Consider the following 19360-nt stretch of genomic DNA (forward strand, 5'->3'; position numbering starts at 1 on the left):
ATGGCAAAAATTACCGCATCCGTTTACACCTCCCACGTGCCCGCCATCGGCGCGGCCTTGGACCTCGGCAAGACGCAAGAAGACTACTGGAAACCAGTTTTTGCTGGCTATGACTTCTCCAAACAATGGATGAAGGACAACAAGCCAGACGTCATCTTCTTGGTCTACAACGACCACGCCACGGCGTTCAGCTTGGACATGATTCCTACCTTTGCCATCGGCACCGCGGCTGAATACACGCCCGCTGACGAAGGCTACGGCGCACGTCCTGTGCCTAAAGTGAAAGGCCATCCTGAGTTGGCATCGCACATCGCGCAGTCGGTCATTCAACAAGACTTCGACTTGACCATCGTCAACAAGATGGATGTGGACCACGGCTTGACCGTGCCCCTGTCCTTGATGTGTGGCGAGCAAGACCCCGTGAAGGGCGCTTGGCCTTGCCCCGTCATTCCATTTGCGGTGAACGTGGTGCAGTACCCCGTGCCAAGTGGCCAGCGTTGTTTCAACCTCGGCCAAGCGATTCGCAAAGCCATCGAGAGCTACGACGAAGACATCAACGTGCACATCTGGGGTACAGGCGGCATGAGCCACCAGTTGCAAGGCGCGCGTGCGGGCCTGATCAACCGCGAGTGGGACAACAACTGGCTCGATCTGATGATCAACGACCCCGTGGCTTGCGCCGCCACGCCGCACATCGACTACGTGCGCGAAGCCGGCAGCGAAGGCATTGAGTTGGTGATGTGGCTCATCGCACGTGGTGCCATGTCTGATATTCAAGACGGCAAAGTTGTCGGTCCTGCACCTAAACTGGCCCATCGTTTCTATCACGTCCCCGCATCGAACACCGCGGTGGGCCACGCCATTCTTGAAAACGTCATTTAATAACTTTGCGGGACAGACCTTCAGCTCTGTCCTCAACTGGAGTAAAACAACATGAGTAAAACCATCAAAGTCGCCTTGGCTGGCGCAGGTGCTTTCGGCATCAAACACTTGGACGGCATCAAAAATATCGACGGCGTGGAAGTCGTGTCATTGATCAGCCGTGATTTGGAAAAAACGAAAGAAGTCGCCGACAAATACGGCATCAAGCACATCACCACCGACTTGGCTGACAGCTTGGCTTTGCCCGAAGTCGACGCTGTGATTTTGTGTACCCCTACACAAATGCACGCCGCACAAAGCTTGGCTTGCTTGAAAGCTGGCAAACACGTGCAGGTGGAAATTCCCTTGGCCGACAGCTGGAAAGATGCGGAAGAGGTCGCGCGCGTGGCCAAAGAAAAAGGCTTGGTCGCCATGTGCGGTCACACCCGTCGCTTCAACCCCAGCCATCAGTGGGTGCACAACAAAATCAAAGCGGGCGAATTCAACATCCAACAAATGGATGTGCAAACCTACTTCTTCCGCCGCACCAACATGAACGCCTTGGGCCAAGCCCGTAGCTGGACCGACCACTTGCTGTGGCACCACGCTGCGCACACCGTGGATTTGTTTGCTTACCAAGCCGGCAGCCCCATCGTCAAAGCCAATGCGGTGCAAGGCCCCATCCACCCCGCATTGGGCATCGCGATGGACATGAGCATTCAATTGCAAGCCGCCAACGGCGCGATTTGTACCTTGAGCCTGTCGTTCAACAACGACGGCCCCTTGGGCACGTACTTCCGCTACATCGGTGACACCGGCACTTACTTGGCCCGTTACGACGACCTGTTCACCGGCAAGGAAGAGCAAATTGATGTGTCCAAAGTGGCGGTGTCCATGAATGGCATCGAGTTGCAAGACCGCGAGTTCTTCGCTGCCATCAAAGAAGGTCGCGAGCCGAATTCCAGCGTCGCTCAAGTGCTGCCTTGCTACAAGGTGTTGCACGAGTTGGAGTTGCAACTCAACGCTTGATGTTGCAAGCCACAAAAAAAGGGAGCCATCTGGTTCCCTTTTTTATTGCGTGTGCGACTGCTTATTTCGCTTTACGCGCCTTGTCCACGGCAGCGTACATCTCACCCACGATGGGGCCGAGTTCAGTGGTGTACTTCTCGACCACTGGCTTAGAGCGCTCGCGCAGTTTGGTGATTTCTTCGGGTGACAACTCAAACACAGTCATGCCTTTGCGCTTGATTTCAGCCAACACTTTGGCGGCTTCATCGCGTGCAATTTTGCGTTGGTACAAGGCTGTTTCTTGTGCGCTTTCACGCATCAGTTTTTGTTCGGCAGGCGTCAGCTTGTCCCAGAATTTTTTGCTCACCACCACAGCTTGTGGGGTGTACATGTGGTTGGTGATGGTGAGGTACTTGGACACTTCATCGAACTTGCTGTCCAAAATGTTCAACAAGGGGTTGGTCATGCCATCAATCGCGCCTTGCTCCAGCGCGGTGTAGGTTTCGGTGAAGGCCATAGGCACAGGCGATGCACCCAAAGATTTCATGAAGTCCACATAGATGGGCGTAGGAATCACGCGCATCTTCATGCCTTTGAAGTCATCGGCTTTGGCAATGGGCTTTTTGCCGGTGTGCACTTGGCGATAGCCCAAGTCCCAATAAGCCAACCCGACCAAGCCTTTGTCTTGCAACTTGTCCAACAGTTTTTGGCCGACGGGGCCATCAGACACAGCGTCCGCTTCTTTGGTGTTGTTAAACAGGAATGGGAAATCAAAGATGGCCATTTCTTTGGCTACGCCCGCCAACAAGCTGGCGTTCATCACGGTCATCTCAACGGTGCCGCCTTGCATGGCTGACACGGTTTGCAAATCTGGGCCCAAGGCGCCGCCTGGGAAGGCTTGCACTTTGAACTTGCCATTGGTTTTCTTGGCCATCAGTTCAGCAAACTTTTCAACGCCTTGCACTTGAGGGTGGCCTTTGTTGCTGGCCGATGGGAACTTGACGGTACGCGCTTCAAAGTCAGCAGCGTGAGCCAAGCCTGTGGATGCGAGAGCAGCAGTCAAGAGTGACAGCGAGAGGACGCGACGTAATGGATTCATGAGGTTTCTCAGTGTGGGTTGAATGACAAGCCTGAACTGTATTTGCGTGATGGAATATTTCAATCTTTGCTTTGCGCCCATTGACCGAATAGCGGACAATGTCGTCCGAAAGGCGGTTGAAAGCATGGTTTCTCCTAATGCGTCTGCACTGGTCTCAAAACCTTCAAGCAAAGAATTTCCCATCGACTCTGGTGACTTGATCACAGGTGTGGGTCGTGCGCTGGCCGTCATCGAAGCGTTCAACGATGAGTACGGGCGCATGACGGTGTCACAAGTGGCAGAACGCACCGGCATTCCACGTACGGCGGCAAGGCGTTATTTGCTCAACCTGTGTCACTTTGGTTATGGCGACACCGATGGCAAGTTTTATTGGCTCACACCGCGTGTGCTCAGACTGGGTCAAGGTTACTTAGATGGCGCGCGTCTGCCCCGGTTGGTGCAGCCTTTCATTCAACGCTTGGCCATGTCGTCGGGTGAGACGGTCAATGTGTCCGTGCTCGACGGGCATGAGGTGGTGTATGTGGCTCGCAGCAACAGTCCCAGAGTGGTGTCGATTGGTTTTTATGCCGGTGCGCGCGTGCCTGCGCACGTGGTGGGGCCGGGGGCTGCTATTTTGTCGACCTTGAGCGATGCCGATTTGAAAACATGGATTGCCGCCCACGAGTTTTCAACCTTCAACAGCAATGCCGTGCTCACGCCCAAGAAGTTTGAAAAGATGGTGCTCAGTGCCCGCAAAGCCAATTACTGCATTTCGGTCGGCAACTTGGATCAGGGTCTTACCGGTGTGGCAGTTCCACTGAGAGACCGCCATGGTGAATGCAAGGCCGCATTGAGCATGACCTTGCAATCCACCATTTGGAACGACGCGTTGATTGTTGACAAGCTACTGCCACTGATCATTGAAACATCTCAAGTGCTCAGGGCCGTGATTTGATGTTTTACAACTGGCGTGCGCGTGCCACGGCGTGTTTCGCTGCCAAGTAACCAAAGGTCACGCCAGGCCCAATGGTGATGCCCGGTGCTGGATACACGCCACCCATGATGGAGTGCATGTCGTTGCCCGCCGCGTACAAGCCGTCAATGGCCACGCCTTGTGCGTTGAGTACACGCGCATCGCCATCGGTGACCAAGCCTGTGGCCGCACCAATGTCGCCAGGGTAGAGAGCCACCGCATAGAACGGGCCTTCGCGCAATGCGCCCAAACACGGGTTGTGGCCGTGCCATGTGGCGTCGCCATTGGCACGTTGGTAGTCGGTGGTGCCGCGTTGGAAATCTTCGTCCACGCCTTTGTCGGCAAACGCATTGAAGCGTTCGACGGTGGCTTGGAGTTTGTCTGCGGGCACATTCAGTTGTTGCGCCAACTCGGCCAAGGTGTTGCCTTGTTTCAAATAGCCATCGGCCAAGAATGGCTCTAAGCCTTTGCCACCAGGACGAACCATGCCAATGCCATAGCGCTTCAAGGCGCCTGCATCGCACACCAACCACGATGGCACGCTGGGCGTGGTGGCGTGGTGGGCTTGCATGGCAATGCCAAACAAGTGGTACGAGGTGGATTCGTTCAGATAGCGTTGGCCTTGGCTGTCCACGGTGAGCATGCCGGGCTTGCCGCGGTCCATCACAAAGTGTGGAAACACAGCGGTGCTGCCGTCGGCACGTTGACGTGTGGAGACCGGAGCCCAAAACGCATTGCTCAAACCGCCGGTGCCGAGTTGGCCACCAGCAAGGAGTGCCAAGTCTTGCGCCTTGCCTGTGTGGCCGGGGCCTGCGGGGCACCACGCTTCTTTGGCGCCGGGCAACATGTCTGCACGGCGTGTGGGGTGGCGGTTGAAACCACCGCTGGCCATGACCACGCCGCCTTTGCTGCGCACCATGCGTTTCACCACGCTGCCATCGGGCAAGGTTTGTTGCAGCGCCACGCCTTGAATGGTGTTGCCGTCTTGCAGCAGTTGTGTGGCTTCGGTGTTCGTGACCAACAAGCCTTGGCGTTGGATGTAGCTGTAGAGCATGCGCGCAATCATGGCGTTGCCCATGACCAAGCGTGTGCTGCGTGGGTGCAGCAGTTTGTCTAGGAAATGGCGCACGATGATGCGCACGCTGTAGCTGAACGATTTCCACGTCTCCGTCAAACGCAGCAAATGGAAGATGTCATCACGGTCCACCATCATGCCGCCGAGCACGGTGAATTCCGGGATAGGGTTGCGCACAAGCGGCAAGTTGGGGCCGAGCAATTTGCCATCAAAGGGCTGCGGCTCAATCGCACGGCCACGCAACACCGAGCCTTCGAGTTCAGACAAATAGTCGGGGTGCAACATGCGCACTTGGAATTGCAGTGCGCTGTTTGCTTCGAGTTTGGCGATGGCGTGTGGCCCGTTGTCGATGAACGCTTGGCGCAACTTGGCGTCTGAGCGTTCGCCCACAGCGAGGTTCAAAAACGTGGCCACGCGTTCAGGCGTGTCATCCGGGTTGACTTCCAGGCCGCGTTGGGTGCCGGGCACCCAGGTGGTGGCTGCCGACAAGGCGGTGGTGCCACCCACATGGGCCATGCGTTCGACCAGCAGCACACGTGCGCCGTCAATCGCGGCATTGAGTGCGGCTGAAAGACCTGCGCCGCCAGAACCAATCACCACCAAGTCCACGGTGTCGTGGTCTTTGAATTGCGACAGGTCAGTGCTGATGCGCTGATGCAGGGGATGCAAGGTGTCGTTCATGAATCAAGCCTCCAATAAGAAATTAACCATCAGTTCGCGCACTTGCGCAAACATGTCAGCGCCTGTCACAGTCTTGCAGCCTTTGGCGCGCGCCGCCGCAATCAACGGGGTGATGGCGGGGGCCGTGATGACGCAGCCGACAAACATGTCGCCGTGAATTTTGGTGATGTCAATCGGCGTGGGATCGGCTTCTTTCATACCGATGGGCGTGGCGTTGACGGCGATATCAAAACCTGCGGGGTCAGAACTACCCTGCATGACTTTGCCCAGTTTCAAACTGTTGAGGCGGTCGATCAAGGATTGACGGCGTTGGTCATCCGGGTCGTGAATGGCCAACTCGCTCACCCCCGCCAGCACCAAACTGTGCGCAATGGCAGAGCCTGCGCCGCCTGCACCCACCAGCAAGGCCCGTTTGTTTTTCAACACGCAACCGTTCTTTTCCATGGCGCGCACATAGCCCAAACCATCGAACATGTCGCCATGCCAATGGCCTTGCGCGTCGCGTCGCACGGTGTTCACGGTGCCCAGAAAAGCGGCGCGCTCTGACAAGGTGTCGCAAAACGCGGTGCAGGCAAATTTGTGCGGCACGGTGACGATGAGGCCGTCGATGTTGCGCGCACGCTTGGTGCCTGCCCACCAATCAGTCAAGTCCGCAGGGGTGACGTGGGCGGGGACGCAGATGGCGTCGCGGCCATGCGATTCAAAGGCTTGGGTCACGCCAAAAGGTGATTTCACTTGGGCAATGGGGTCGCCAACAATGATGTGGACACGTGTGGCGCCGCTGAAGTTTTCAAGCATGGTGATGAAGCGTTGAGTGGATGAATGTGTCGTAGTTTATCCAAAAATGGAATTGCGTTCAACTTTTGAACAAATTTCATTTTTCGTGATAAAGTCCGATCCAACATTCACCAACCACACACCACTATGAGCGGCGTACTTGAGAGAACTTTGGGCATCTTGGAGCTCTTGTCTAGCCAAGAGCAGGGCGTTGAGCTGGCTGTGTTGGCCGACAAGCTCAACATGCCCAAGAGTGCTGCGCACCGCCTGTTGGCGGACCTCATTCGTTTCGGTTACGTGCGCCAAACCCGCGACATGGGCGAGTACGTGTTGACCACCAAACTCGTGTCCTTGGGCTTGACCTACCTCAGCAAAACAGGCGTCATCGATGTGGCGCAGCCCTTGCTCGACCGCTTGGCCGAGCAAACGGGCGAGCTGGTGCGTTTGTCAGTGGTGGACGGTGACCGCTTGATTTGGGTGGCACGCGCACAAGGTGCTCGCCAAGGTCTGCGCTATGACCCGGACATGGGCAGTATTGCGCGGTTGAGCTGTTCGTCGTCTGGCTTGGCTTGGTTGTCCACCATGAAGGATGACGATGCGTTGGCCTTGGTGTCGCAACAAGGCCTAGGCACGCCACAAGAGTTTGGCCCCAACGCTCCCAAGAGTTTGAAAGCCTTTCTCAAGGTGTTGCAAGACACCCGCAAACAAGGCTACAGCCTGACCGAAGAAACCTACACCGCAGGGCTCAACGCCATTGCCGTGCCGGTGGGCTTGGCTGGGCAGTTGCCCATGGGCACCATCAGCGTGGCGGGGCCTTCTGCACGTTTGACGCGTGAGCGCATGTTGGCACTTGTGCCTGACTTGCTGTCCTACGCCGCCCAGCTGGCCGCAGCCAGTGGTGCGTCGCCCATGTTGACGCGCGGCACCAGCCAAGTGCGTTTGCAACCTATTTACGCAGCTTGAAACCATGAGCCGCCACAGCGCCTCTACGCACTGGGATTGCGATTTGCTCGTTGTGGGCTCGGGCGCAGGTGCGCTGTCTACGGCCGTCACGGCTGCGCACTTGGGGCTCAAAGTCATCGTCGTTGAAAAGGATCCGCAATACGGCGGTACCACCGCATGGTCGGGTGGTTGGATGTGGATTCCACGCAACCCGTTGGCGATCAAAGCGGGCATGACCGAACCGATTGAAAAGCCGCTGGCGTATTTGCGCCGCGAGTTGGGCGAACAGTTTGACGAAACGCGTGCGCGCGCTTTCCTCACGCACGGGCCGCGCATGGTGCGCTTCTTTGAAGACCACACGGCTTTGCAGTTCATCGATGGCAACTTGATCCCCGATTTCCACGGCAAAACCGAAGACGCTGCCTTGGGTGGCCGCTCGGTCTGCGCGGCACCGTTCAACGGCCGCTGGCTGGGCAAGCATGTGAAGCAGCTCAAAACACCGTTGTACGAGATGACTTTCCTGGGCATGGGCATTGCCTCGGGGGCTGACATTCGTCACTTCTTCAATGCGCTGCGTTCATGGGGCTCGTTCTTCCATGCGGCCAAGCGCGTCACGCGTCATGTGTTTGATTTGCTTTTGCATGGCCGTGGCATGCAGCTGGTCAACGGCAATGCCTTGGTCGCAGGTTTGGCCAAGTCAGCATTTGATGCGGGGGTGGACATTCGCGTCAGCAGCCCGGCGGTGCGTTTGATCACAGAAGCCGGTGCTGACGGTGTGCAAAAAGTGCGTGGCGCTGTGGTGATGCACAACGGCACCGAGCAAGCCATTCGTGCCAAACGCGGTGTGATGCTGGCCACCGGTGGCTTTCCACACGACCCGCAACGTAAGAGCCAACTCTTGCCGCACGACCCGACAGGCCAACAACATTTCTCAGCAGCCTCGCGCGGCAACACCGGCGATGGTTTGCGCATGGGCGAGTCGGTGGGCGCTGTGGTCGCCACCGATTTGAAGCACGCGGCTGCCATGGCGCCCGTGTCTTTGGTGCCACGTCAAGATGGAACCACCGCACACTACCCGCATTTGATTGAACGCGGCAAGCCCGGCTTGATTGCCGTGACACGCTTTGGCAAACGCTTTGTGAACGAGGCCGACTCGTACCACGACTTCATGCAAGGGTTGATTCAAGCCTTACCTGAAGGTGAGCCCGTGCAAGCCTGGTTGGTGGTGGACCACCGCTTCATCCGTCGCTGGGGCTTAGGCGCCGTCAAACCTGCACCCGTGCCCATGCATGGCATGTTGGCCAATGGTTACTTGAAACGTGGCAACACCTTGGCTGAGTTGGCGGATGCGTGTGGCATCGACGCCGTGGCCTTGCACAACACCGTGGCGCGTTACAACACCCAAGCCGACATTGGCTACGACGGTGAATTTGCCAAAGGCCAAACCGCTTACAACCGTGTGCAAGGCGACGCCACACACGAAGGCCGCAACCCCAACATGGCGCCCATTCAAGACGGTCCGTTTTACGCGGTACGCATCGTGGCTGGCAGCTTGGGCACGTTTGCGGGCTTGCGTTGCAACGAACACGCCCAAGTGCTCAATGCGCAAGGCCAGCCCATCGACGGTTTGTACGCTGGTGGCAACGACCTCTCCAGCGTGATGGGGGGCAACTACCCGAGCGGTGGCATCACCCTCGGTCCCGCCATGACATTTGGCTACCTCGCGGCGCACCACGCGGCTCGCTTGTCACCTGACTTCGCATCTTCTGAACATCCATTTTTGAAAAGGACTTCCCCCATGTATTACGAACTCGCCACCATGACGCTGCCTTTTGGTACCGCTGCCCAAGCCGCAGCCAACGTGCAAACTTTTTGCGCGCAAGGCCAAGGCGAATTGCTGGGCTGCTGGTTCACCGACATCGGTGTGCTCAACCAAATGGTTGTGTTGCGCGGCTTTGACGACTTGGCCACCTTGCAAGCCGAGCGCAACCGCACGCAGCACAATGCCAGCCCGTTTGGTTGTGGCGACATCTTTCAAAGCTTGGAGCAACACAGCTACCAAGGCTTCCCTTGGATGAAGCCCGTGCGCCCCAGCGCCGAGAGCGGCATCAACGGCCCCGTGTACGAAATTCGCACCTACGGCATCAAGCCCGGTGGCGTGCAACCCACGATTGATTTGTGGGAACAAGCCATTCCTGCACGCGAAAAAATTTCGCCTTGCGTGGTGGCCATGGTCGCGTTGGACGGCCCCTTGCGCTTCACCAACATTTGGGCTTACCCCACACTCGACGCACGAAGCAAAGCGCGCGCGGATGCTGTGGCCCAAGGCATCTGGCCACCCAAAGGCGGCCCAGCCAACTTGACCACCAACATGGTGTCCACCATCGCGTTGCCCACCGCAGTTTCTCCATTGAAATAAGTCATTCAAGGTAGCTCACCATGCGCACTTATTCACTCGCGTACTTAACGGCCAACGCATCCACTGTGTCGCAAGCCATTGGCATTGCGGCAGAGCTGGGCTATGGTTTTGTGGGCTTGCGTTTGCAACCCAATGGGCCTGGCGCTCCGTTTCAAAGTTTCATCGACGATGCCGTTGTGCAGCGCGAAACCTTGGCGCGCATGGCCGACACGGGCGTGCAAGTGTTTGACCTTGAAATCATTCGTATCGGCGAGCAGTTTGACCCCGTGGTGCACCGCCCCTTGTTAGAGGCGGGTGCCGCACTCAAAGCCCGTGCGGTGTTGATTGCAGCCGACGACAGCAACGAACAGCGTTTGGCCCACCATTACGCGCAACTGTGTGAGTTCATGCAGCCCTATGGCCTCACCGCAGATTTAGAGTTCATGCCGTGGACGGGTGTGAAAGATGCACAAGCCGCGATGCGTGTGGTCAAAGCAGCCGGCACCCCCAAAAACGCCGGCATCTTGGTCGATGCCTTGCACTTTGGTCGCTCCACCACCAGCTTGGCAGACATTGCGGCCATCCCGCGCGAGCTGTTGCACTACGCGCAAATGTGCGATGCGCAAGCAGGTTTGAACTTCACCACAGAGCAGCTGATTCACACCGCACGCCAAGAGCGCTTGTTGCCAGGCGAAGGCAACATCGATGTGGCAGGTTTGTTTGCCACCTTGCCGCAAGATTTGCCAGTGAGCGTGGAAATTGTGAACTTAGAACGATCGAAACCGATCGGTGACAAAGCTTGGGCTGCGCTGTGTCTCAACGCCACCCAGAAAGTTTTGGGCGATGCCTGATCGTGTTTGCCACGCTGAGTTAAATCAAGGGGCGCAAACTCTGCGCGACTTCGCGCAACACGGGCAACACGCGGTTCACGGCTTCCTTCGAAGTCTCGTGCTGAATGGGCATGCTCACGGTCAGCGCGCCTTGCACATTCCCTTTGTGGTCACGCAAGGGCACAGCCACACCGCGGTACGCCAAGTCGAGTTGTTGCTCGGACAGCGCCCAGTCTTGTGCACGGATGCGGGCCAACTCGGCGCGCATGCGTTTGGGGTCGGTGATGGTGTGAGAGGTGAACGCCTTGAGTTCATGGTTGGCCAACCACGCGTCCACTTCTTCTTCGCCCAACAGCGCAAGCAACAACACGCCCGCGCTGGTGAGGTGACAGGGCACACGCGCCCCCAGTGCAAAGCTGGTGTTCATGCTTCGGTTTTGTCCGTTGCGCGCGATGTAAACCAAGTCATAGCCGTCGAGCACGGCGACAAACGAAATTTCTTGTGTGCCCATCGCCAAGCGCTGCAACGAGGGTTGCACGATGCGCGGCAAGCGCGCCGACTCCAAGTACGACTGGCCCAAACGCATGACCTTGGGCGTGAGCCAAAACAACTTGCCGTCGGTGGTCACAAAACCCAAGTGGGCGAGGGTGAGCAAATAACGACGCGCGGCGGTACGCGTGAGTCCGCAGCGTTGCCCGGCTTGTGTGGCGGTCAAGCGCGGGTTGTGTTCGTCAAAGGTTTGCAGCATGGTCAAACCTTTGTCCAAGCCTGCGATCCAGTCCTTCTTGTCCATGCCCGTCGATTGCGTCAAAAGTGTGTTCATAGCGTGTGCAGGGGGAAACCCGAGATGGGATCGATGATCGCACATAAGCGTTCGTTAATCGCACATTTTGGGTTAATTTATCCCTCACTTCACGCTTTTCCAATTAAATTTCACACGTTCAATGCCTTTGAACGGTGTGCAGCTGATTTCATCACCCCGAGTCACCACATCAAGGCTCAATTTCAAACCCAAAGAGGAGACATCCATGAATAAACGTTCCACCTTAAAAGCTGTAGCTGCCGCCGCGATTTTTGCGTTGGCAGGCGTGGCCCACGCCCAGCAAACCATCAAGATTGCCAACATCGTTGAGCTCTCAGGTCCTGGCACCACAGCCGGCACGGTGTTCAAGAACGGCGTGGAGTTGGCGGTCAAAGAGATCAACGACAACGGCGGCATCTTGGGCAAGAAAATTGAGAACTACACCGTTGACACACAAACCAACCCTGGCGTGGCCAAGGGTTTGACCCAGAAGGCTGTGGACGACGGCGTGTTCGCCATTTTTGGCCCCGTGTACTCGGGCTCCATCATGGTGTCCATGGCTGAATCCAAGCGCGGCGAAGTGCCTAACTTCACAGGCGGCGAAGCCGCTTCCATCACCGCACAAGGCAACCCTTATGTGTTCCGTACAGCGTTTGGCCAAAGCACATCGTTCCCTAAGCTGGCCAAGTTCATCAACACCAAAGCCAAAACATTGGCGGTGATTTATGTGAACAACGACTTCGGCAAAGGCGGTCGTGACACCTTGGCCAAATTGCTCGATGGCAGCCCTACCAAAGTGGTGGCAGACATTTCGACAGACGCAGGTCAAGTCGACTTCTCCGCTGCGGTGTTGAAAGCCAAACAAAGCAACGCCGACGCGATCTTTGCGTACACCAACGAAGAAGAATCTGCTCGTTTGTTGCGTGAGTTGAAGAAACAAGGTTGGACCAAGCCTGTCATCGGCGAGACCACGTTGACAGGTCAAAAAGTGATCGAACTCGCAGGCGATGCAGCCAACGGTGCGATGGCCCACGTGGGTTTGACCGTGGATGCCCCTAACCCAGAAATGTTGAAGTTCAAGGCTAAGTACTACCAAGCCTACGGCAGCATTTCTGACCACAACGGCATCAAGGGCTACACCGGTGTGTACGTCTTGAAAGCCGCTATCGAAAAAGTGGGCAAGCTCGACCGCAAGGCCGTCGCTCAAGCTTTGCATGGCATCAACATCAGCGCTAAGAAAAATCCAGGCGTCATCATGGACGTGAGCTTTGACGCCAACGGTGACCTCGACCGCGAAAGCTTCTTGATCGAAGTGAAAAACGGCCGTCAAGTGGTGACCGCTACTTTGCCCGCTTTGAACGCGAAGAAGTAACCAAGAAAACAAGGCACGCCTATTTCGGGCGTGCCTTTCTTTTTTCAAGCGAATCGACATGACCGACTTCCTACAACTCTTTTTCAGTGGCCTCGCCACCGGCAGCATTTATGCGCTGGCAGCCTTGGGCTTTACCTTGCTTTGGCAAGCTTCGGGCACCATCAACTTCGCGCAAGGCGAGTTTGTGATGCTGCCTGCTTTCATGATGCTGGGCTTCTTGGCCGCAGGCTTTCCTTTGGTGCTGAGTTTTGCTGCGAGTTGTGTGGTGTCGGTCTTTGTGCTGGGCTGGTTGTTCAAGCGCGGCGTGGTGGACCCGCTCTTTAAGTTCGGCATGATGCCCATCGTGGTGGCGACCATTGGTCTGTCCATCGCCATGCGCAACGCCGTGCGTGCGGGCTACAGCGCTGAGCCGCATCCATTCCCCAATCTGTTTCCAGACGAGGTGTACAACATTGCTGGTGTGACCATTTCGGCCACCGACATTGGTACCTTTGTGTTTGCCATTGCACTCGTGTTGGTGACGCAAGCCTTCTTGGCCAAGACCGTCACCGGTCGCGCCATGCAAGCCGTGGCACAAAACACCGAGAGCGCTTCGGTGTTGGGCATCAACGTGCCGCGCATGATTTTTTACACCTTCGCCATCAACGCGGTGCTGGCTGCTGCCGCTGCGATTTTGGTGACACCGACTTATTTGGCGAAGTTCGACATGGGCGCGTCGCTGGGCAACAAGGCCTTTTTCGCCGCCATCATTGGCGGCTTCAACAACTCACGCGGTGCGTTGTTGGGCGGCGTGATTGTGGGCGTGTGCGAAAACTTGGCTGCAGCCTACATTTCGCCTGCGTACAAAGACGCCGTGGCGCTGGTCATTTTCATGGTCGTGATTTTGTTCAAGCCACAAGGCTTGCTCGGTAAAAAAGTGGAGCGCAAAGTATGAAGAAGCTCGCAATTCTTGCCGGCCTCTTGGGGCTGCTGGCCTGTATTTTTGTGCCCACGTTGCTCAAAAATCACGGCATCTATTTGTTCACCTATTGGCTGATCTACGTCATTGCCACCATGGGCTTGAACCTCACCATCGGTTACGCCGGTCAAAAGTCGCTCGGACATGCCGCGTTCTTTGGCATTGGCGCCTACACCGTGGCGGTGATGATGCAAGCGGGTTACAGCTTTTGGCTCGGCATGCCACTCGCAGCCTTGGGCTGCTTTGTGGTGGGTTTGGCGCTGGGCTTTCCTGCGCTGCGCGTGCAAACCATTTACTTGGCATTTGCCACCCTCGGCTTCAATACCGCCGTGTGGTTGGTGATGCGTAACGAAGAGTGGCTCACGGGCGGCACCTTTGGCATCAACAACATTGCACGTCCTGAAGCTTTCGGCATCAGCTTTGATGGCAACTTGGCTTACTACTACTTGGTCTTGGCATTTGCCGTGGTGCTGGGTTTGCTCTTGTGGGGCTTGCTCAACTCGCCATGGGGCAAAGCGTTCACGGCCTTGCGTGACAACCCCATCCGTGCGGAGAGCTTGGGTGTGGACATCCGTGGTTACACCTTGCTGAGCTTCGCGATTGGCGCGGCTTATGCAGGCATTGCCGGTGGTTTGTTTGGCTCGATGGTTCAGTTCATTGACCCTGCACCGTTCACGGTGGAAGCGTCCATCATGATGTACCTCATGGTGGTGGTGGGTGGCCCTGGTTATTTCTTGGGTCCCTTGCTGGGTGCTGCTGTGGGCGTGATCTTGCCCGAGTGGCTGCGCTTTGCACAGGCTTGGTATTTGTTTGTGTTCGGCACCGCCGTGGTGATGTTGATGATTTGGCTGCCCGATGGTTTGCTGAGCATTCCAGACCGCATTCGTGCGAAACGTCAGTCGCGTGAAGCCTCGGCTGCACGTGCGGCGGCAGGCCAATCAGGAGTCAAAGCATGACGATATCTACCAACCAACCCGTTCTCAAAGTCACCGACTTGAAGAAGGCCTACGGCGCGATTCAAGCGGTGGGTGGCGTGTCTTTTGAGGTGCGCCCCGGTGAAATTTTTGGTGTCATTGGCCCCAACGGTTCGGGCAAGACCACCTTGTTCAACAGTATGTTGGGTCAGATCACACCGGACACCGGCAAGATTGAACTCAACGGCCAAGACGTGACGCAATTGGGCCCCTTGGAGCTCAACCGCCTCGGTGTAGGCCGCACCTTCCAAACCCTGCAGGTGTTTGGCAAGATGACCGTGCGCGACAACTTGATCGTGGCCGCGCAAGAGCACCAAGGCACCATGTTCAGCCGCATGTTTGCGCCCAGCGATTCCAACTTGGGAGCCAAGGCAGATGCCTTGATTGACCAATTCCACATCCGACATGTGGCCGACAAAAAAGCCGGTGAGTTGAGCTACGGCCAGCAAAAGCTGGTGGACATTGCCATGGCTTTCATGAGTGAACCCGACTTGGTCTTGCTCGACGAACCTTGCGCGGGTGTGAACCCATCGCTGGTGGGCGGCATCAGCACCTTGCTGAAAGATTTGAACAAAACCCAAAGAGCAGACGGCAAGGCCAGCAGTTTTGTGGTGATTGAACACAACATGGATTTTGTGATGGACCTGTGCCACCGCATCATGGTGATGGTCGAAGGCAAGGTGATGGCCATTGGTACGCCGGCTGAGATTCGCGCCAACAAACAAGTGCTCGACGCTTACTTGGGAAGCTGATCATGACAACACAGAACAACACAACACCGTGCATCGAGTTTGACGATGTCGTGGCGGGTTACAAAGATTTCATGATCTTGAACAACCTGTCATTCACCGTGCCCAAGGGCTCCATCACCTTGCTGATTGGCCCCAACGGCGCTGGTAAATCGACGGTGCTCAAAACCTTGTTTGGCTTGCTCACACCGCGCCAAGGCAAGATTCGTTTGAATGGCGACGACATCACCGGCGCCACACAAAAAGACTTGCTCGCGCGTGGCATTGCTTTTGTGCCGCAAGGTCGCAATTTGTTTGGTCAACTGTCGGTGTACGAAAACCTAGAGCTGGGCGGCATCACGCTGGGCATGAAGACCACGCACGAGCGTATTCCTCAAGTGCTGGAGTTTTTCCCACGCGTGAAAGAGCGCATGAACTCGTTGGCTTCTTCACTGTCAGGTGGTGAACAAAAGCAACTTGAAATTGGCCGCGCTTTGCTGCTGCGTCCTAAGGTGTTGTTGATTGACGAGCCTTCGATTGGTTTGTCGCCCATGGTGGTGCAAGACGTGTTCAAGCTCTTGCGCAAGCTGGCTGACCAAGGCACCACGGTGCTGATGGTGGAGCAAAACGTGAAGAGTGCGCTCAAGTACTCGGACAACGCGATTGCTTTGGAGTCTGGCCGTTTGGTGCTGTACAAATCAGCTGCTGAAATTTTGGCTGACCCACAAATGGAACGTTTGTTCTTGGGTGGTGCACACACCACCACGGCTGCTGCAGCTACCGTTTAAGCATGCCCCCAGTGAACATCGCGGTCGCTGGTGCGGGCGTGATTGGTCGCGCCCACATCGCTGTCATTGCGCAATCTTCGCAGTGCCGATTGAGCGCCATTGCCGATCCGTCTGAGACTGCGCAAGCCTTGGCCCAAGCGCATGGCGTGCCTTGGTTCGCCACCTTGGACGAACTGCTGGCTGCGGTCTCGCCCGACGGCGTGATTCTGGCCACACCCAATGCCATGCATGTGCCGCAAGCCCTGCAGTGCATTGCAGCAGGCGTGCCGGTGTTGGTCGAGAAGCCGATCGCACACACCGTGGCCGATGCGCAAAAGCTGGTGCAAGCCACGCAAACCCACCAAGCCAAGGTGTTGATCGGTCACCACCGTGCGCACAGCCCCCTCATCCGTCAAGCCAAAGCGGTGATTGACGAGGGGCGTTTGGGGCAATTGGTGAGCGTGGTTGGCAGTGCCATGTTTTACAAACCCGATGACTACTTCACGCAAGCGCCTTGGCGGCGTGAGGCGGGCGGTGGCCCCATCCTGATCAACCTCATCCATGAGATTCACAACTTGCGCATGTTGTGCGGTGAGATCACGCAAGTGCAGGCCATGACCTCGAATGCGGTGCGTGGCTTTGCGGTGGAGGACACCGCGTCCATCACGTTTCGTTTTGCATCGGGTGTGTTGGCGTCATTCATGCTCTCTGACACAGCGGCATCGGCGCGGAGTTGGGAGCAAACCAGCCAAGAGAACAAAGCCTACGCCAGCTATGACGATGAAGACTGCTACGTCATTGCAGGAACGATGGGCAGTTTGTCTGTGCCCACCATGCGTTTGAAAACCTATGCCAGAGCAGAAGACCGTTCATGGTTCAAACCGTATGACGTCAGCACGGTGGCCCTGCAGCGCGAAGACCCCTTGCGTTTGCAAATGGATCACTTCATTCGCGTCATCCAAGGCTTGGATGCGCCGCGGGTGAGCACGCATGATGGCTTGCAAAACTTGCGGGTCGTCGAAGCCATTGCGCAAGCCGCGGCCAGTCAGCAAACCGTTCGCTTAAGCGAAGCTTGAGCATGGCGCGCAGGGCGCGCAGGGCGTGTTGCGCCGGCTAATAGTCAGCGGCTCAAGCGCACAACTTCTCCCGTTTTGGCACTGGTCTGAATGGCATCCAAGGTGGCAGCAATGTCGTGGCTCGCCGTTGCGGCGCGTTCGATGGCGGCCATGTTGCCCTCGTGCACCACTTGGGCAAAGGCTTCTGCGGCAAAGTGAAAACCACTACCTGAAGCCGAGTGAACATCTTCAAACGGAATGCTGTTGGCAATGCCTTGGCGCACGCGCAGTTGGCTGGGCAAGTAGCCCCAAGCGTGGGCGTGCGAGTCGCTGGTGTGGTTGAGGTATTCGGTTTCCACCGTGCCGTGTGAGCCCACGATGGTGGCGCGGCGGTGGTTGGCGGTGTCCATGGCGCACGACATCTGCGCACGTCGGCCATCGGCATAAAACAACGTGGCCATGAGGCTGATGTCCACGCCCGTGTCGGCCCAAGTGGCATGCGCCATCACACGTTCGGGTGCGCAGCCCATCACCAAACGAATCAAGCTGAGCGGATAGCTGCCTGCGTCTAGCAAAGCGCCGCCACCGAGGTCGGGTTTCATGCGGATGTTGGTATCGGTGTTGCCCACGGTGAAGCCAAAGCTGGCTTGCATGCTGCGCACTTCACCAATTTTGTCGTGGCTCAAACACGCCAACAAGTCAAGGGTTTGAGGTTGGAACCAATAAGGGTAGGCCTCTAGCAACATCACGCCTTGTTGGCGTGCGACTTCAAACATACGCGTGACTTCTGCCAAGTTGAGTGCAAGCGGTTTTTCGCACAGCACATGCTTGCCCGCTTGCATGGCGCGAATCGCCCACTCAGCATGCATGCTGTTGGGCAAGGGGATGTAAATGGCGTCTAGCGCGGCATCGGCCAACAAGGCCTCGTAGCTGCCATGGGCGCGTGCGATGTGAAAGCTCTGCGCGAAGGCTTGCGCTTTGGCCAAGTCGCGGCTGGCCACGGCTTGGATGGCAACCAGCGGGCTGCCAGATACATCACGGGCAAATTGTTTGGCGATGTTGGCGCAGCCCAAGATACCGAGGCGCAGAGGTTGTTGTGCGTGCTGTGTCATTTTTTTGTGAATGGTTTGGAGTTTAAGAACAAATCGGCGCACACACCGCGCAGCCAGCGATTGGCGGGATCGTTGTGATAACGCGCATGCCAATGTTGCTTGACGGTGAAGGAGGGAATAGCCACAGGGCAGTCCAGCACTTGGAGTCCACCCAGTCGCGCCAGTGATTCACCGATTTGACGGGGCAGGGTGACGATCAAGTCGGTGGTGGCCAAAATGGCGGGCAGTCCTAAAAACCCTGGCAGTTCTAGCAACACACGGCGGTTGATGCGCTGACGTTTGAGTGCTTCGCTTTGCAACACGGCACCTGTGCCCGCCGCAATCAAGATGTGGGCTTCTTCTTTGTAGTGCTTGAGGTTGAATGTTTTGCCAATGCGCGGGTGCGCGCTGTTGGCCAAACACACCCAATCTTGGGTGAACAAGGTTTGTTGGTAAAAGCCGGCTTCGAGTTGCGGCACCAAGCCAATGGCGATGTCGGCGTCACCCGTTTGCAGGGCCAGCGGCATGTCGTCATCAATGCGCGCGGCATCTAGGCGAACGTTGGGGGCCAAAGCTCGCACATGCGAGAGCAACTGTGGCAGCAACGTGATGTGGCTGGCGTCCGTCATGCAAATGCGAAAACTGCGCACGGCAGTGGCGGGGTTGAACACAGGTTCTGAGGCCGAGAGCAAACGGAACGATTCCAACGCGGTGCGCACGGTGCCAATCAGCGCATCGGCACGTGGTGTGGGCTGCATGCCTTCTGAGGTGCGAACAAACAACGGGTCGTTGAACTGGGTGCGCAGCTTGGCCAGCCAAATGCTGATGGTGGGCTGACTCAAACCCAGTTCTTCTGCAGCTCGCGTGACGCTGCGTGTGTGATACAGCAAGTCGAACAGGCGCAGCAACTTGGCATCAAACAAGTCAGACGAGGTGCTGGTGGTTTCGGCAGATTGGGTGCGAGGCATGGCAATGGTTGTGGTTTGTATT

At 56.9% G+C, this 19360-nt stretch carries 18 protein-coding genes; 12 read left to right on the forward strand and 6 right to left on the reverse strand.

Going from position 1 to position 19360, the window contains the following annotated elements:
- Both QMG15_RS05130 and QMG15_RS05135 read left to right on the forward strand, forming a co-directional pair.
- Nucleotides 1-882: a class III extradiol dioxygenase subunit beta gene (locus QMG15_RS05130; RefSeq protein WP_281789809.1), complete on the forward strand. Its 882-nt coding sequence runs from the start codon at nt 1-3 to the stop codon at nt 880-882.
- 51 nt (nt 883-933) lie between these two features.
- Entirely contained in the window at nt 934-1890 is a 957-nt protein-coding gene (locus QMG15_RS05135; protein WP_281789810.1) for a Gfo/Idh/MocA family oxidoreductase, read from the forward strand.
- 61 nt (nt 1891-1951) lie between these two features.
- On the opposite strand, the gene QMG15_RS05140 is transcribed toward QMG15_RS05135, so the two are convergent.
- The gene (locus QMG15_RS05140) at nt 1952-2968 is read right to left on the reverse strand and encodes a TRAP transporter substrate-binding protein (RefSeq protein ID WP_281789811.1); all 1017 of its coding nucleotides are present in this window, start codon (nt 2966-2968) and stop codon (nt 1952-1954) included.
- Between the two features lie 124 nt (nt 2969-3092).
- Here QMG15_RS05140 and QMG15_RS05145 point away from each other — a divergent pair, with 124 nt between their 5' ends.
- A complete protein-coding gene (locus QMG15_RS05145) occupies nt 3093-3902 on the forward strand; it encodes an IclR family transcriptional regulator C-terminal domain-containing protein (protein WP_281789812.1) in 810 nt (269 codons plus the stop codon).
- 4 nt (nt 3903-3906) lie between these two features.
- Here QMG15_RS05145 and QMG15_RS05150 read toward each other — a convergent pair whose 3' ends face one another.
- Both QMG15_RS05150 and QMG15_RS05155 read right to left on the reverse strand, forming a co-directional pair.
- Nucleotides 3907-5676 carry an FAD-dependent oxidoreductase gene (locus QMG15_RS05150; RefSeq protein WP_281789813.1) on the reverse strand — a complete coding sequence of 590 codons (1770 nt, stop codon included), beginning with the start codon at nt 5674-5676 and terminating at the stop codon, nt 3907-3909.
- A gap of 3 nt (nt 5677-5679) precedes the next feature.
- Nucleotides 5680-6474, reverse strand: a complete 795-nt coding sequence (locus tag QMG15_RS05155) for a ThiF family adenylyltransferase (RefSeq protein ID WP_281789814.1) — start codon at nt 6472-6474, stop codon at nt 5680-5682.
- 126 nt (nt 6475-6600) lie between these two features.
- Between QMG15_RS05155 and QMG15_RS05160 the strand changes: the two genes are divergently transcribed.
- The 3 genes from QMG15_RS05160 to QMG15_RS05170 are packed head-to-tail and all read left to right on the forward strand — an operon-like array spanning nt 6601 to nt 10644.
- Nucleotides 6601-7416, forward strand: coding sequence for an IclR family transcriptional regulator (locus QMG15_RS05160; RefSeq protein WP_281789815.1), 816 nt, complete (start codon nt 6601-6603; stop codon nt 7414-7416).
- A gap of 4 nt (nt 7417-7420) precedes the next feature.
- Nucleotides 7421-9814, forward strand: a complete 2394-nt coding sequence (locus QMG15_RS05165) for an FAD-dependent oxidoreductase (protein WP_281789816.1) — start codon at nt 7421-7423, stop codon at nt 9812-9814.
- Nucleotides 9815-9834: 20 nt separating this feature from the next.
- Nucleotides 9835-10644, forward strand: coding sequence for a TIM barrel protein (locus QMG15_RS05170; RefSeq protein ID WP_281789817.1), 810 nt, complete (start codon nt 9835-9837; stop codon nt 10642-10644).
- Between the two features lie 19 nt (nt 10645-10663).
- On the opposite strand, the gene QMG15_RS05175 is transcribed toward QMG15_RS05170, so the two are convergent.
- Nucleotides 10664-11416, reverse strand: coding sequence for an IclR family transcriptional regulator C-terminal domain-containing protein (locus QMG15_RS05175; RefSeq protein ID WP_281790084.1), 753 nt, complete (start codon nt 11414-11416; stop codon nt 10664-10666).
- A gap of 235 nt (nt 11417-11651) precedes the next feature.
- Here QMG15_RS05175 and QMG15_RS05180 point away from each other — a divergent pair, with 235 nt between their 5' ends.
- From QMG15_RS05180 to QMG15_RS05205, 6 genes are read left to right on the forward strand one after another with little or no spacing between them, the layout of a single operon-like run.
- A complete protein-coding gene (locus QMG15_RS05180) occupies nt 11652-12797 on the forward strand; it encodes an ABC transporter substrate-binding protein (protein WP_108360184.1) in 1146 nt (381 codons plus the stop codon).
- A gap of 58 nt (nt 12798-12855) precedes the next feature.
- On the forward strand, nt 12856-13731 hold the full coding sequence (locus tag QMG15_RS05185; protein ID WP_281789818.1) for a branched-chain amino acid ABC transporter permease: 876 nt from the start codon (nt 12856-12858) through the stop codon (nt 13729-13731).
- Entirely contained in the window at nt 13728-14711 is a 984-nt protein-coding gene (locus tag QMG15_RS05190; RefSeq protein WP_104797661.1) for a branched-chain amino acid ABC transporter permease, read from the forward strand. The genes QMG15_RS05185 and QMG15_RS05190 overlap by 4 nt, the downstream gene beginning before the upstream one ends.
- Nucleotides 14708-15481, forward strand: a complete 774-nt coding sequence (locus QMG15_RS05195) for an ABC transporter ATP-binding protein (RefSeq protein WP_281789819.1) — start codon at nt 14708-14710, stop codon at nt 15479-15481. The genes QMG15_RS05190 and QMG15_RS05195 overlap by 4 nt, the downstream gene beginning before the upstream one ends.
- Nucleotides 15482-15483: 2 nt before the next feature.
- Nucleotides 15484-16245, forward strand: coding sequence for an ABC transporter ATP-binding protein (locus QMG15_RS05200; RefSeq protein ID WP_281789820.1), 762 nt, complete (start codon nt 15484-15486; stop codon nt 16243-16245).
- Nucleotides 16246-16247: 2 nt separating this feature from the next.
- Nucleotides 16248-17300, forward strand: coding sequence for a Gfo/Idh/MocA family oxidoreductase (locus tag QMG15_RS05205; RefSeq protein WP_281789821.1), 1053 nt, complete (start codon nt 16248-16250; stop codon nt 17298-17300).
- A 44-nt stretch (nt 17301-17344) separates the two neighbouring features.
- Here QMG15_RS05205 and QMG15_RS05210 read toward each other — a convergent pair whose 3' ends face one another.
- On the reverse strand, nt 17345-18391 hold the full coding sequence (locus QMG15_RS05210) for a Gfo/Idh/MocA family oxidoreductase (RefSeq protein ID WP_281789822.1): 1047 nt from the start codon (nt 18389-18391) through the stop codon (nt 17345-17347).
- Nucleotides 18388-19338, reverse strand: a complete 951-nt coding sequence (locus QMG15_RS05215) for a LysR family transcriptional regulator (protein WP_281789823.1) — start codon at nt 19336-19338, stop codon at nt 18388-18390. Before QMG15_RS05215 ends, QMG15_RS05210 begins: the two co-directional genes overlap by 4 nt.
- Nucleotides 19339-19360: the final 22 nt, after the last annotated feature.

Source organism: Limnohabitans sp. INBF002, from assembly GCF_027924905.1.
Taxonomy (GTDB): Bacteria; Pseudomonadota; Gammaproteobacteria; order Burkholderiales; family Burkholderiaceae_C; genus Limnohabitans.

Bases quoted from the DNA above. Each gene is read 5' to 3' on its own strand.
- QMG15_RS05130 (WP_281789809.1), top strand. From the start codon at position 1: ATGGCAAAAATTACCGCATCCGTTTACACCTCCCACGTGCCCGCCATC.
- QMG15_RS05135 (WP_281789810.1), top strand. From the start codon at position 934: ATGAGTAAAACCATCAAAGTCGCCTTGGCTGGCGCAGGTGCTTTCGGC.
- QMG15_RS05140 (WP_281789811.1), bottom strand. From the start codon at position 2,968: ATGAATCCATTACGTCGCGTCCTCTCGCTGTCACTCTTGACTGCTGCT.
- QMG15_RS05145 (WP_281789812.1), top strand. From the start codon at position 3,093: ATGGTTTCTCCTAATGCGTCTGCACTGGTCTCAAAACCTTCAAGCAAA.
- QMG15_RS05150 (WP_281789813.1), bottom strand. From the start codon at position 5,676: ATGAACGACACCTTGCATCCCCTGCATCAGCGCATCAGCACTGACCTG.
- QMG15_RS05155 (WP_281789814.1), bottom strand. From the start codon at position 6,474: ATGCTTGAAAACTTCAGCGGCGCCACACGTGTCCACATCATTGTTGGC.
- QMG15_RS05160 (WP_281789815.1), top strand. From the start codon at position 6,601: ATGAGCGGCGTACTTGAGAGAACTTTGGGCATCTTGGAGCTCTTGTCT.
- QMG15_RS05165 (WP_281789816.1), top strand. From the start codon at position 7,421: ATGAGCCGCCACAGCGCCTCTACGCACTGGGATTGCGATTTGCTCGTT.
- QMG15_RS05170 (WP_281789817.1), top strand. From the start codon at position 9,835: ATGCGCACTTATTCACTCGCGTACTTAACGGCCAACGCATCCACTGTG.
- QMG15_RS05175 (WP_281790084.1), bottom strand. From the start codon at position 11,416: ATGGACAAGAAGGACTGGATCGCAGGCTTGGACAAAGGTTTGACCATG.
- QMG15_RS05180 (WP_108360184.1), top strand. From the start codon at position 11,652: ATGAATAAACGTTCCACCTTAAAAGCTGTAGCTGCCGCCGCGATTTTT.
- QMG15_RS05185 (WP_281789818.1), top strand. From the start codon at position 12,856: ATGACCGACTTCCTACAACTCTTTTTCAGTGGCCTCGCCACCGGCAGC.
- QMG15_RS05190 (WP_104797661.1), top strand. From the start codon at position 13,728: ATGAAGAAGCTCGCAATTCTTGCCGGCCTCTTGGGGCTGCTGGCCTGT.
- QMG15_RS05195 (WP_281789819.1), top strand. From the start codon at position 14,708: ATGACGATATCTACCAACCAACCCGTTCTCAAAGTCACCGACTTGAAG.
- QMG15_RS05200 (WP_281789820.1), top strand. From the start codon at position 15,484: ATGACAACACAGAACAACACAACACCGTGCATCGAGTTTGACGATGTC.
- QMG15_RS05205 (WP_281789821.1), top strand. From the start codon at position 16,248: ATGCCCCCAGTGAACATCGCGGTCGCTGGTGCGGGCGTGATTGGTCGC.
- QMG15_RS05210 (WP_281789822.1), bottom strand. From the start codon at position 18,391: ATGACACAGCACGCACAACAACCTCTGCGCCTCGGTATCTTGGGCTGC.
- QMG15_RS05215 (WP_281789823.1), bottom strand. From the start codon at position 19,338: ATGCCTCGCACCCAATCTGCCGAAACCACCAGCACCTCGTCTGACTTG.